This window comes from Hydrogenophaga pseudoflava (assembly GCF_004353865.1).
GTDB classification, from domain to species: domain Bacteria; phylum Pseudomonadota; class Gammaproteobacteria; order Burkholderiales; family Burkholderiaceae_C; genus Hydrogenophaga; species Hydrogenophaga pseudoflava.
Window position 1 is genome coordinate 1,814,303 of sequence record NZ_CP037867.1, and the last position, 11,953, is coordinate 1,826,255.

Genomic DNA, 11,953 nt, shown 5'->3' on the forward strand with positions numbered 1-11,953 from the left:
CCGGGTACTTTTTTGCAGCAACCCCTGCAGAGGCTGCGCGCACCGCGGCAGGGCTCTCAGGCGAGGGCCTTGAAATGCGGCCGGCCCCCGGCCAGGCGCTGCAGCACCTGTTCGCGTGTGGGCGGCACGCAGCCGGTTTCCATCACGCACAGGCTGGCGCAGGCAATCGCATTGGCCAGCAGGTCTTCCACGTCGGCGGCGTCCAGGGTCAGTTCGGCGGCGGTCTTCGCGGCGCGCATGGCGGGGCGGTCCAGCAGCGCGACCAGCATGCCGGCCAGGAAGCTGTCGCCCGCGCCCACGGTGTCGGCCACCTGCACGGGCTGTGATTCGGCCGCCTGCCAGGCCCCGCCGTCGCGCGCCAGGATGACCGCGCCCTTGGCGCCCAGGGTCAGTGCGAGCCAGCGCGCAGGCGTCTTGGCGAGCAGTTCGCGCGCGGCGACCAGCGGGTCGGGGTTGGTGAAGCCGAGGATGGCCAGGTCGTCGTCGCTGACCTTGACGATGTCGGCCTCGCCCAGCGCCGCCATCACGCTGGCTTGGTAGGCCGCCATGTCCGGCACGATGGCGGGGCGCAGGTTGGCGTCCACCACGACCAGCTTGCCCGCGGCGCGCTGCGCCTGCAGCCAGGGCAGGTACTTGTGCGTGTCGTCGGCCACCAGGGCCAGGCAGCCGGTGACCACCATCTTCAGCGCCGGCTGCGCCGCGCACTGCGCGTTCATGGTGGCGGCGTCGACGCGGCGGTCGGCCACGCCCTCGCGGTAGAAGCTGTAGCTGGCCTTGCCGGCCTCGTCCAGGCTGACGACGGCCAGCGAGGTGGGCTCGTGCGCCGGCTCGGGGTGGGCCAGCGTCACGCGGGCCCGCGCGATGGCGTGGGCCAGGCCGCGGCCGAAGCGGTCCTGCGAGAGCGGGTTCAGGTAGAGCGTGCCCACGCCCTGCAGGCCGAGCGCGCGGGTGAGGTTGTAGACCGCGCCACCGTCGCAAGGGCGCAGCCGGCCGTCGGCCTCCTGGATCATGTCCATCAGGGCCTCGCCGGCGGTGGCGACGGTGATCGGGGTGTTGGGCTGCATTTGGTCGGAAGTAGGGAAGACCATAACTAAATCCAATTGATTTATTTAACGCCCAGCAACTATAGTTCAGTCACTCCGCAGCCGGACTCGGGCTAACCCGAAGGTCCGGCGGCTGAGAAAACCTGGTTCAACAACGTCTGATCCCATCCATCCTCCTCAGGAGACATCTGTGAAAAAAGTCGCTTTCGCCTTCACCGCCCTGGCCCTGGCCGCTGGTTCCACCTTCGCCGCCGAGCCCGTGATCGGCCTGATCACCAAGACCGAAACCAACCCCTTCTTCGTGAAGATGAAGGAAGGTGCGCAGGCGGAAGCCAAGAAGCTGGGTGCCAAGCTGATGACCGCCGCCGGCAAGAAGGATGGCGACACCGCCGCCCAGATCACCGCCATCGAGAACATGGTCACCGCCGGTGCCAAGACCATTCTGATCACGGCCAGCGGCGACGCCATCATTCCCGCTGTCAAGAAGGCCCAGGCCAAGGGCGTGCAGGTGATCGCGCTGGACAGCCCGTTTGACGGCGCCGACGCCCTGTTCGCCACCGACAACTACAAGGCCGGCATCCTGATCGGCCAGTACGCCAAGGCCGCGCTGGGTGGCAAGCCCGCCAAGATCGCCATGCTCGACCTGTTCCCCGGCCACCCCGTCGGTGCCCAGCGCCACAACGGCTTCATGACCGGTTTCGGCCTGAAGGCCAACGACGCCAAGTCCAACGAACTGTCGTCCACACCGGAGACCGTCTGCGCCGCTGACACCGACGGCAACCAGGCCAAGGGCCAGACCGCGATGGAGAACTGCCTGCAGAAGGACCCGGCCATCAACGTGGTCTACACCATCAACGAACCCGCCGCAGCCGGCGCCTACAACGCGCTGAAGAAGGCCGGCAAGGAAAAGGACGTGATCATCGTGTCCGTCGACGGCGGCTGCGCCGGTGTGGCCGATGTGGGCAAGGGCGTGATCGCCGCCACCAGCCAGCAGTACCCGCTGAAGATGGCCGCCATGGGCGTGGCCGCGGGCGTTGAGTACGCTAAGGGCGGCAAGAAGGCGTTCGGCTACGTCGACACCGGCGTGACCCTGATCGCCGCCAAGGCTGTGCCGGGCGTGGAAAGCAAGGACGTGAAGGTCGGTACCGAGCTGTGCTGGGGCGACAAAAAGTGATCTGAGCCCCCACGCTCCGCAGCTTCGCGGGTCGCTGCCCCCCAGGGGGGCTGACCCGGCTTGGCGCGGCCCGGCGCCGGGTCTTCATCTTCGCCACCAAGGCGCCGGGGGCGCCCCTTTGAACCGGGAACCAGGAGTCCCGGCGAAGCAAGGGCGCCCTTTTCTTTTCTCTGTTTGCTCTCTACCGGAGATCTCGTCATGAGCTCTTTCAAGGACCGGCTGCCTCCCATCAGCCAGATGGGGCCTTTCATTGCCCTCGCGATCGCCTGTGCCATCTTCGGCATGACCACCGACAACTTTTTCACCGGCGCCAACTTCGCGCTGATCCTCCAGCAGGTCATGGTGGTGGGGGTGATCGCCATCGGCCAGACCCTGGTCATCCTGACCGCCGGCATCGACCTCTCGTGCGGCATGGTGATGGCCCTGGGCAGCATCGTGATGACCAAGTTCGCGGTCGAGCTGGGCGTGCCGGCGCCGCTGGCCATCCTCTGCGGCATCGGTGTGACCGCCGGTTTCGGCCTGATCAACGGCCTGCTGGTCACGCGCATCAAGCTGCCGCCCTTCATCGTGACCCTGGGCACGATGAACATCGCCTTCGCGATCACCCAGCTGTATTCCGGTGCGCAGACCGTTTCCGACCTGCCGCCTTTCATGACCGCGCTGGGCGGCACCTTCGACATCGCCGGCGCGCCGGTCGCCTACGGCACCGTGGTGATGGTGTTGCTGTACCTGGGCGCCTGGTTCTGGCTGCGCGAAACCGCCTCGGGCCGCCATGTTTACGCCGTGGGCAACAGTCCCGAAGCCACCCGCCTGGTCGGCATCCCGACCGACCGCGTGCTGCTGTGGGTGTATGTGCTGGCCGGCGTGTTCTACGGCATCGCCTCGCTGCTGCTGGTGGCTCGCACCGAAGTCGGCGACCCCAACGCCGGCCAGACCGAGAACCTGGACGCCATCACCGCCGTGGTGCTGGGCGGCACCAGCCTGTTCGGCGGCCGCGGCATGATCCTCGGCTCGCTGGTCGGTGCCATCGTGGTCGGTGTGCTGCGCAACGGATTGACGCTAATGGGTGTTTCGTCGGTGTACCAGGTGCTGATCACCGGCATCCTGGTGATCATCGCCGTGACTGTGGACCAACTCTCCCGCAAAGGAGCCCGGTAATGAGCACTTCCCACAAACTCGTGATGCAGGCCAAGGGCCTGGTCAAGCGCTACGGCCAGGTCACCGCCCTCGACGGTGCCGACTTCGAGCTGCGCGCCGGTGAAATCCTGGCCGTGATCGGCGACAACGGTGCCGGCAAGTCCAGCCTGATCAAGGCGCTGTCCGGCGCCACCATCCCCGACGAGGGCGAGATATTCCTGGACGGCCAGAAGATCCACTTCAACACCCCGATCGACGCGCGCCGCGCCGGCATCGAGTGCTGCTACCAGGACCTGGCCGTGGCCCCCGCCATGACCATCACCGAGAACCTGTTCCTGGGCCGCGAGATGCGCCGCGAGGGTTTCCTGGGCAGCACCCTGCGCATGCTCGACAAGAAGAAGATGCTGGAGATCGCCGTGCAGCGCATGGCCGACCTCAAGGTGGGCATCCGCTCGATGACGCAGGCGGTGGAGACCCTCTCGGGCGGCCAGCGCCAGTGCGTGGCGGTGGCCCGCGCCGCGGCCTTTGCGCAGCACGTGGTCATCCTGGACGAGCCGACCGCCGCGCTGGGCGTGAAGGAAGGCAACATGGTGCTGGAACTGATCCGCCGCGTGCGCGACAAGGGCCTGCCGGTCATCCTGATCAGCCACAACATGCCGCACGTGTTCGAGATCGCCGACCGCATCCACATCGCCCGCCTGGGCAAGCGCGCCTGCGTGGTCAACCCCAAGACGATCAGCATGAGCGACACGGTGGCGGTGATGACGGGCGCGCGCGATCCCGCGACGCTGCCCGCGGAATGTCTGGCCTGAGGACGCACCATGCTCAAAGGAATTGATCCCCTGCTCAGCCCGGAGCTGCTCAAGCTGCTGGCCGAGATGGGGCACGACGACGCGGTGGTGCTGGCGGATGCCAATTTCACCGCCATGAGCCTGGGCGCCGGCAAGCCGGTGCTGCGCCTGCCGGGTGTCGGCATGCTTCGAACATTGGAGGCGGTGGTGAGCGTGTTTCCCCTGGCCGAGGACGTGAGCCATCCGGTGGCGTACATGCAGGTGGGTGACACGCCGGAAGGCTACCGGTCGGCCCTGCAACGAGAGGCTGTGGCCGTGCTCGCATCGGCCGGTCTGCCGCCCGAACGGGTGCAGGCTGTGGAGCGCTACGCGTTCTACGAGCGGGTGAAAAAGGCCTACGCCATCGTCGTCACCGGCGAGCTGGAGCCCTGGGGCAACTTGCTGCTGCGCAAGGGTGTGCTGGGCCAGGCCTTGCGGCCCTGAGGCGTGTCACACTCGGCGGCTGTGAGCGAAGACAAGCACCCCCCAGGGCAGGCCGATCCGTCGGCGCCGGACAGCGGCGCCGACGCGGGCGACGCCCCGCGCCTGCGCCAGCGCGGATCGAACCAGATTGGCATGCGCCAGTTCAACGACCGCGTCGTGCTGCAGGCGCTGCGGGTGCATGGCAGCATGCCCAAGGCCGAGCTGGCGCGGCTGACTGGCCTCACGGCACAGACCATCGGCCTGATCACCGCGCGGCTGGACGAAGACCAGCTGCTGGTGCGCGAAGCGCCGGTGCGTGGCCGGGTCGGCCAGCCCTCGGTGCCGCTGGGCCTGAACCCCGACGGCGCGTTTGCCGTGGGCATCAAGATCGGCCGGCGCAGCGCCGACTGGCTGCTGGTCGACTTTCTCGGCCGGGTGCGCCAGCGCCTGTCGATTGCCTATCCGTTCCCGGACGCGGCGTCGCTGCTGCCGGAAATCGAGAAGAACCTCAACCGCCTGCTCGACGACCTGGGCGGTCTGCGCAGCCGGGTGGTCGGCGTGGGCGTGGCGGCGCCGTTCCAGCTGGGCGGCTGGCACCGCATGCTGGGCCTGACCGAGGCGCAGTCCGACGCCTGGACCCACCTCGACCTCGCCGCCGAGGTGCAGGCCATGACCGAGCTGCCGGTCAGCTTTGCCAAGGACACCTCGGCTGCCTGCGTGGCCGAGCTGTTGCAGGGGCGTGGGCGCGACCTGCACAGCTTCCTGTATCTCTTCATGGACACCTTCGTCGGCGGCGGGCTGGTGATCGACTCGCACCTGCACCGCGGCGTGAACGGCAACGCGGGTGCAGTGGCCTCGCTGCCGCTGCAGGTGGCCGCGTCGGCGAACCCGCGCGAACTGCCGCCGCAGCTGATCAGCCAGGCCTCACTGTGGGACCTGGAGCAGCGCTTCCGCGAACACGGGCTGGACCCGATGGCCGCCTACGATGCGCGCGCCCTGGCCGGCCACTGGCTGCCCTACACCCGCGAGTGGATCGATCGTGCGGCGCTGGCGCTGGCGCACTGCGTGGTGGCGGGCACTGCTTTCCTCGACGTGGAGGCGGTGGTGATCGATGGCGTGGTGGTGCCCGACCTGCTGCGCGAACTCTGGCAACGCACCGGTGAGGCGCTCAAGGCCTACAACCCCGAAGGTCTGCTCGCGATGCCCCGGCTTGAACTCGGCACCATCGGCTCCGACGCGCGTGCGCTCGGCGGGGCGCTGCTGCCGCTGCACGCGAGCTTTGCGCCGGATCGGGATCTGTTCCTGAAGGTCTAGACGCCGGGCGCCAGGCCCTGCGCGGTCAGGTGCAGTGTGCGGTCCGCGCGCGCCGCGGCGTGTTCTGAATGGGTGACCAGGATCAGCGAGGCGCCGTTCTCCCGCGTCTGCGCCTGCAGCAGGTCCATCACCTGCGCCGCGGTGGACGGGTCGAGGTTGCCGGTGGGCTCGTCGGCCAGGATCAGGCGGGGCTTGTGTACGAGCGCACGCGCAATCGCCACGCGTTGCAGCTGACCGCCCGAGAGCTGGGCCGGCAGCCGTTCGCCCAGGCCCGCCAGCCCGACCGCCTCCAGCACCTGCGCCACCCGCGCCGGATCGGGCCGCTGGAGCAGCAGCAAGGGCAGGCCGACGTTCTGTGCCACGTCCAGGTGGGGCAGCACGTGGAAGGCCTGGAACACGAATCCCAGCGCCTCGCGACGCCAGTGGGCCCGCTGGGTTTCGTTGAGCCGCCCGAGGTCGGTGCCGTCGAGGGAGATCGACCCGTCCTGCCAGTCGTCCAGCGCCGCCATGCAGTTGAGCAGGCTGGACTTGCCCACGCCCGACTCGCCGACGATGGCGACGAACTCACCGGGGGCGACGGTGAGGGAGACGTTGGAAAACACGGGTGTGTCGCCGTAGCGTTTGCCCAGATCCTGGATCACCAGACTCATGACCGGCCTTCCATCAGGGGCGCGACCTCCGCCAGCACCCGCGCCAGCGCATCGGGCGCATCGCAGGCGATCACGCGCCGCTTCGGCATCGAGCGCAGCCAGGTGATCTGGCGCTTGGCGAGCTGGCGCGTGGCGAAGATGCCGCGGTCGCGCAGTTCGGCTTGCTGGGCCGCATTCAGCGGCGCGTCGGCAGCGGCGTCCAGCGCCTCCCAGGCCTGGCGGTAGCCGACGCAGCGCATCGAGGGCAGGTCCGGGTGCAGGTCGCCGCGCGCGCGCAGGCGCCGCACCTCGTCCACGAAGCCGTCGGCCAGCATGGCGTCGAAGCGCTGGGCGATGCGCCCGTGCAGCCACCCGCGGTCGGCGGGTTCCAGGCTGAGGAAGGCGCCTTCCGGAACCGGGTTGTCCGCCGTCCGGCGGTCGCCGGTCTGGAACGACGAAATCGGACGGCCCGACACCTCAAACACTTCAAGCGCGCGCTGGATGCGTTGGGCATCGTTGGGCGCAAGCCGGGCGGCGGTGGCCGGGTCGATTTTCGCCAGTTCGGTGTGCATCGCTGGCCAGCCGTGTGCGGCGGCGGCCGCTTCGATGCGCGTGCGCACGTCGGCGTCGGCGGGCGGCATGTCGTCCAGGCCCTGCATCAGGGCCTTGAAATACAGCATGGTGCCGCCCACGAGCAGCGGCGTGCGGCCGCGAGACCGGATTTCTTGGATCAGCCGCTGCGCGTCGCGCACGAAGTCGGCCGCGCTGTAGGCGTTCAGTGGGTCGGTGATGTCGATCAGGTGGTGCGGCACCTGCGCCTGTTCCTCGCGCGAGGGCTTGGCGGTGCCGATGTCCATGCCCCGGTAGACCAGTGCCGAATCGACGCTGATGATTTCGACCGGCCAGCGCTGGGCGATGGCGAGCGCGGTGGCGCTTTTCCCGCTGGCGGTGGGACCGGCGAGCGCAATGCAGCGCACGGGCTCAGCGGGCATCGCTTGCTCCGGTGGTGACGCGCACCGGCGGCGTTTTCACCTCGCCATGGCGCTGCACCAGGGTCCAGGCGGTCAGCGCGATCAGCACGCTCCAGAACCACAGGCCATCGGTCAGCGGCCGCACGCTGCCCGGGTTTTCGGCCAGGCTCTTGCCGAGCCAGCCGCCCATGAAGAAGGCGGTCAGCATCATCAGGCAGCCGCTCATGGCCGAGGCCGCGCCGGCCGCCTGCGGGAACGGGCCGACGGCGCCGCTCTGGCCGCAGGGCTGGTGCACGCCATGGCCGAGCATGAACAGGACGAAGGGGCCGAGGATGGCGGCCGGGTGCTGGATGCCCGCCAGCGCCAGCAGCCCCATGGTGCTGCCCGCGAGCAGGGTGCAGCCGCCGGCGATGGCGACCGTGAGCCGCACGCCCAGGCTCTGCAGCAGGCGGCGGCAGAGGAAGGTGCCCACGATGTAGGACAGCGACATCACCAGCATCAGCAGGCCGTAGGCGGTCTTGCTCAGGCCCAGCACGCCGATGAACACAAACGACGAGGCGGCGAGGAAGGTGAACAGGCCGCCGTAGGAGGTGGCCGAGAGCAGGGTGAAGGCCCAGAAGGTCGGGTGGCGCAGGATGCCGCCCCAGGTGCGCAGCAGGGTCAGCGGCTCCAGCGCGCGCGGGTTCTTCTGCGCCAGGGTCTCATCGAAGCGCCAGACCAGCAGCACCAGCGTGCCGGCGCCGAACACCGCCAGTGCCAACAGGGCCACCCGCCAGCCGGCGAGGTCGGCCAGCAGACCGCCGACCGGCGCGCTTGCGCAGGCGATCACGCCCAGGCCGGTGAGACCCTTGGACATCACCCGAGCGCCATCCACCGGCGCATACAGGTCGCGCACCACGGCGCGCGCGCACATCACGCCCGCGCCCATGGCCATGCCCTGCAGGATGCGCCAGACGATGAGCTGCTCCATCGACGCTGAAAACGTGCTGCCCACCGCGGCCAGTACATACAGGGCGGTTCCGAGCAACAGGACCGGGCGGCGGCCGAAGCGGTCGGACAGCGGTCCCCAGACCAGCTGGGAGAGGCCGAAGGCCAGAAGCAGGGCGGTGAGCGTCAGCTGCGCCTGCGGCATGCTGGCGCCGAAGCCCTGGGTGATCGAGGGCAGGGCGGGCAGGTAGAGGTCGGTGGTGACCGGCTGCAGGCCCAGCAGCAGCGAAAGCACCAGCACGATCAGGCCGGGCGACATGGCGGAACGGGGAGCGGACATCCGATTGAGGTTAGCAGATGCCCTCATGTTCAACCGGAACGACGCCGAAGGCGGCGCGGGGGGATCACTTCATTCCGAACAGCTCGGCCAAGGCGGTGCGGTACTGCGGTTGCCCCACCGCGTTGGTGTTGTGGTGCGACCCGCCCTCCACCAGCTCGAAGCGCTTGGGGCCGGTGGCCGCCTCGAACAGCTTGCGGCCCAGTTCCGGCGCGATGGTGCGGTCCTCGCTGCCATGCACCACCAGCAGCGGCGAGCCGATCTTCTTGACCCGTTCCACGGTCTCGAAGCGCTGGGTGATCAGCGGGCCGACCGGCAACCAGCCCCACTTGTAGGAACTGACCACGTCGGGAATAGAAGTGAAGGTGCCCTCGACCAGGGTGCCCGCCTCGTCCTGCACCTGGGCCGCCAGGTCGATGGCAATCGCGCCGCCCAGCGAGTGGCCGAAGATGTAGCGCGGCCGGTCGGGGTACTGCCGGGCCAGCCAGTCCCAGGCGGCGCGCGCATCCTCGTAGGCCATGGTTTCCGAGGGCAGGGTGTTGGTGCTCTTGCCGAAGCCACGGTAGTCCACCGCCAGCACCGAGAAGCCCAGCTCCTGCATGCGCCGCGCGCGGAACGCCGAGCCGACCACGTTGAAGCGCGCGCCGTGCAGGTAGAGCAGCACGGGGGCCTTGGGGTCGCTCGCGAAGCGCTCGTGCGCGCTCCACAGGCCATGCAGCTTCACCGGCTGGCCGGTTTCCTGCGACTGGAATTCGATCCACACGTCCTGCATGCCCTGCGCCGCCTCTTCGCCGCGCCACCAGCTGCGGTCCGAGGGCTGGAAGATCCAGCCGCGCTGGCGTTCGTCGAGGGTGGCGCAACCGGCCAGCACGGCGGCCGAGAGCAGGACGAGGGCGATCAGGCGTTTCATGGGCTTACACGATCCTCCGGGCCGGTGGAAAGTTCACTGCCGGCGCGCCGGCCGGTCGCCGCCGGGCACTCACCGGTTGACACGGGCGCCCGTCCTGCCTACATTGCCGCCCATGCTGCGCATCCACCACCCGACGACCCCGTGTCGCGTTCTGTCGCCTCTTGCGACGGAACCGGGTGTGCGCGTGCCCGTCCACACCTCAGGTGGTGGCGCGACGGCCGCACATTCCTGAGCCCGGCGATCCCCTTCCTCTCCCACTCATCCGCGCCACGCGCGATCGCCGGGCCCCTCGACCAGAGCGCATAGCCGTTCCCCCGCCTGCTCGGCCGGGACGGGCCTTTTCTGGAGCCGACATGTCCCTGTTTTTCCGTGGTGACCGCATCGTCACCGAGCTTGATCTCGTCCGCCTGCACAAGCTGGGCGCCCACCGCATGCCCGCTGGTCTGCCCGACGCGCTTGATCTGGCCGAGCAGGTGCCCTCACCCGAGGTGCCTGCCGACGTGGTGACCATGTATTCGCAGATCGAAATCCTCGAAGCGGGCGAAACGGCGCCTCGCAAGCTCACCCTGTGTTATCCCGAAGACGCCGAGCCGGCCCAAGGCTTCATCTCGGTGCTGTCTCCGGTGGGCGCAAGCCTGCTGGGGCTGCGCGTCGGTGGGCGCGCGCACTGGCACACGCCGCAGGGCGAGCCCCGCTCGGCCCGGGTGACGGCCATCCTGTTCCAGCCCGAGGCGAGCGGCGACTACACCACCTGAGCGTCAGACCACGCCTTGCGCCAGCATGGCGTCGGCCACCTTGACGAAGCCGGCGATGTTGGCGCCGTCGATGTAGCTCACGCTGCCATCGGCGCGCTGGCCGTGCTTGACACAGGCGGCGTGGATGCCCTGCATGATCTGCAGCAGGCGGGCGTCCACCTCTTCGCGCGTCCAGCTCAGGCGCATGGCGTTCTGGCTCATCTCCAGGCCCGAGGTGGCCACGCCGCCGGCGTTCGACGCCTTGCCCGGTGCGTACAGCACGCCGGCCGCTTCGAATGCCTTGGCGGCCTCGATGGTGGAGGGCATGTTGGCGCCTTCGGCCACGCAGAGCACACCATTGGCGATCAGGGTGCGTGCATCGGCTTCGTCCAGCTCGTTCTGCGTGGCGCAGGGCAGGGCCACGTCCACCGGCACGTGCCAGGGGCGTTTGCCGGCCTCGAACTTCACGCCGGTGCGCTCTGCGTAGTCGCTCACACGGCCGTAGTGGTGGTTTTTCACGTCCATCAGGATGGCCAGCTTCTCGGGCGAGAAGCCGTCTTCGTCGACGATGGTGCCGCTGGAGTCGGAGACGGTGACCACCTTGGCGCCCAGGGCCATGGCCTTCTCGACGGCGTACTGCGCCACGTTGCCCGAGCCGGACACCGAGACGCGCATGCCCTGGAAGGACTTGCCGCGGGTCTTGAGCATCTCTTCCGCGAAATACACCGTGCCGTAGCCGGTGGCCTCGGGGCGGACCAGTGAGCCGCCGAAGGACAGGCCCTTGCCGGTGAACACGCTGGCGGCGCTGTTGGCCAGCTTCTTGTACATGCCGGCCATGTAGCCGACCTCGCGGCCGCCCACGCCGATGTCGCCGGCCGGCACGTCGGTGTCCGGGCCCACATGGCGGAACAGCTCCATCACGAAGGCCTGGCAGAAGCGCATGACTTCGGCCGGGCTCTTGCCCTTGGGGTCGAAGTCCGAGCCGCCCTTGCCGCCGCCCATGGGCAGGGTGGTCAGCGCGTTCTTGAAGGTCTGCTCGAAGGCCAGGAACTTGAGCACCGACAGCGTCACCGAGGGGTGGAAGCGGATGCCGCCCTTGTAGGGGCCGATCGCCATGCTGTGCTGGATGCGGTAGCCGCGGTTGACCTGCACCTGGCCGTGGTCGTCCACCCAGGAGACGCGGAACATGACCACGCGCTCGGGCTCGACCAAGCGGTCGAGAAGTCCTTGCTCGGCGTACTTGGGGTGGGCGGCGATGAAGGGCCAGAGGCTTTCCATCACCTCGGTGACCGCCTGCAGGAACTCGGGCTGACCCGGGTTGCGGGCTTCAACGTGGGAAAGAAAGTCGTGGACCGAGGCGTATTTCATGCGTGTGATGCTCCAGAAAAGTGCATGAGAGTATGCAAAACCCGCATTTCATGATCCAAAAGGCACATGAATGCGGCGTGAGGCCCACTAATGGTGCGAGCGAAAGCCGCACAACCGAGGGCTTTCCCTCGGTTGTGCTCACGTTTGGTGCGGTTT

At 68.7% G+C, this 11,953-nt stretch carries 12 protein-coding genes; 6 read left to right on the forward strand and 6 right to left on the reverse strand.

Annotated elements, in window-relative coordinates; genetic code table 11:
• Positions 1-56 precede the first annotated feature (56 nt).
• Positions 57-1,064, reverse strand: coding sequence for a PfkB family carbohydrate kinase (locus HPF_RS08845; protein WP_243721709.1), 1,008 nt, complete (start codon positions 1,062-1,064; stop codon positions 57-59).
• Positions 1,065-1,233: 169 nt separating this feature from the next.
• Between HPF_RS08845 and HPF_RS08850 the strand changes: the two genes are divergently transcribed.
• From HPF_RS08850 to HPF_RS08875, 5 genes are all read left to right on the forward strand, one after another.
• The gene (locus HPF_RS08850; RefSeq protein WP_066150697.1) at positions 1,234-2,217 is read left to right on the forward strand and encodes a sugar ABC transporter substrate-binding protein; all 984 of its coding nucleotides are present in this window, start codon (positions 1,234-1,236) and stop codon (positions 2,215-2,217) included.
• A gap of 198 nt (positions 2,218-2,415) precedes the next feature.
• Complete coding sequence (locus HPF_RS08860; protein WP_133156371.1) at positions 2,416-3,375, forward strand: ABC transporter permease; 960 nt, start codon at positions 2,416-2,418, stop codon at positions 3,373-3,375.
• Complete coding sequence (locus tag HPF_RS08865) at positions 3,375-4,166, forward strand: ATP-binding cassette domain-containing protein (RefSeq protein WP_133156372.1); 792 nt, start codon at positions 3,375-3,377, stop codon at positions 4,164-4,166. The genes HPF_RS08860 and HPF_RS08865 overlap by 1 nt, the downstream gene beginning before the upstream one ends.
• A 9-nt stretch (positions 4,167-4,175) precedes the next feature.
• The gene (locus HPF_RS08870) at positions 4,176-4,628 is read left to right on the forward strand and encodes an RbsD/FucU family protein (protein ID WP_079365966.1); all 453 of its coding nucleotides are present in this window, start codon (positions 4,176-4,178) and stop codon (positions 4,626-4,628) included.
• A gap of 21 nt (positions 4,629-4,649) precedes the next feature.
• Complete coding sequence (locus HPF_RS08875; RefSeq protein ID WP_371836588.1) at positions 4,650-5,921, forward strand: ROK family transcriptional regulator; 1,272 nt, start codon at positions 4,650-4,652, stop codon at positions 5,919-5,921.
• Here HPF_RS08875 and HPF_RS08880 read toward each other — a convergent pair.
• From HPF_RS08880 to HPF_RS08895, 4 genes are all read right to left on the reverse strand, one after another.
• The gene (locus HPF_RS08880; RefSeq protein WP_066150709.1) at positions 5,918-6,571 is read right to left on the reverse strand and encodes an ABC transporter ATP-binding protein; all 654 of its coding nucleotides are present in this window, start codon (positions 6,569-6,571) and stop codon (positions 5,918-5,920) included. The two genes, HPF_RS08875 and HPF_RS08880, sit on opposite strands and share 4 nt — an antisense overlap.
• Positions 6,568-7,542 carry a tRNA (adenosine(37)-N6)-dimethylallyltransferase MiaA gene (gene miaA / locus HPF_RS08885; protein WP_133156373.1) on the reverse strand — a complete coding sequence of 325 codons (975 nt, stop codon included), beginning with the start codon at positions 7,540-7,542 and terminating at the stop codon, positions 6,568-6,570. The genes HPF_RS08880 and miaA overlap by 4 nt, the downstream gene beginning before the upstream one ends.
• Complete coding sequence (locus HPF_RS08890; protein ID WP_207959337.1) at positions 7,532-8,788, reverse strand: Bcr/CflA family efflux MFS transporter; 1,257 nt, start codon at positions 8,786-8,788, stop codon at positions 7,532-7,534. The genes miaA and HPF_RS08890 overlap by 11 nt, the downstream gene beginning before the upstream one ends.
• 64 nt (positions 8,789-8,852) lie before the next feature.
• Positions 8,853-9,695 (reverse strand): alpha/beta hydrolase, encoded by an 843-nt coding sequence (locus HPF_RS08895; RefSeq protein WP_133156374.1) that lies wholly within the window; start codon positions 9,693-9,695, stop codon positions 8,853-8,855.
• Between the two features lie 353 nt (positions 9,696-10,048).
• On the opposite strand from HPF_RS08895, the gene HPF_RS08900 reads away from it, so the two are divergent.
• Entirely contained in the window at positions 10,049-10,450 is a 402-nt protein-coding gene (locus HPF_RS08900; protein ID WP_133156375.1) for a GreA/GreB family elongation factor, read from the forward strand.
• A gap of 3 nt (positions 10,451-10,453) precedes the next feature.
• On the opposite strand, the gene gdhA is transcribed toward HPF_RS08900, so the two are convergent.
• Positions 10,454-11,797 carry an NADP-specific glutamate dehydrogenase gene (gene gdhA, locus HPF_RS08905; RefSeq protein WP_066150724.1) on the reverse strand — a complete coding sequence of 448 codons (1,344 nt, stop codon included), beginning with the start codon at positions 11,795-11,797 and terminating at the stop codon, positions 10,454-10,456.
• Between the last annotated feature and the right edge of the window lie 156 nt (positions 11,798-11,953).

Coding starts and splice junctions, on each gene's coding strand:
- HPF_RS08845 (WP_243721709.1), bottom strand. CDS start 1,064: ATGCAGCCCAACACCCCGATCACCGTCGCCACCGCCGGCGAGGCCCTG.
- HPF_RS08860 (WP_133156371.1), top strand. CDS start 2,416: ATGAGCTCTTTCAAGGACCGGCTGCCTCCCATCAGCCAGATGGGGCCT.
- HPF_RS08865 (WP_133156372.1), top strand. CDS start 3,375: ATGAGCACTTCCCACAAACTCGTGATGCAGGCCAAGGGCCTGGTCAAG.
- HPF_RS08870 (WP_079365966.1), top strand. CDS start 4,176: ATGCTCAAAGGAATTGATCCCCTGCTCAGCCCGGAGCTGCTCAAGCTG.
- HPF_RS08880 (WP_066150709.1), bottom strand. CDS start 6,571: ATGAGTCTGGTGATCCAGGATCTGGGCAAACGCTACGGCGACACACCC.
- miaA (WP_133156373.1), bottom strand. CDS start 7,542: ATGCCCGCTGAGCCCGTGCGCTGCATTGCGCTCGCCGGTCCCACCGCC.
- HPF_RS08890 (WP_207959337.1), bottom strand. CDS start 8,788: ATGTCCGCTCCCCGTTCCGCCATGTCGCCCGGCCTGATCGTGCTGGTG.
- HPF_RS08895 (WP_133156374.1), bottom strand. CDS start 9,695: ATGAAACGCCTGATCGCCCTCGTCCTGCTCTCGGCCGCCGTGCTGGCC.
- HPF_RS08900 (WP_133156375.1), top strand. CDS start 10,049: ATGTCCCTGTTTTTCCGTGGTGACCGCATCGTCACCGAGCTTGATCTC.
- gdhA (WP_066150724.1), bottom strand. CDS start 11,797: ATGAAATACGCCTCGGTCCACGACTTTCTTTCCCACGTTGAAGCCCGC.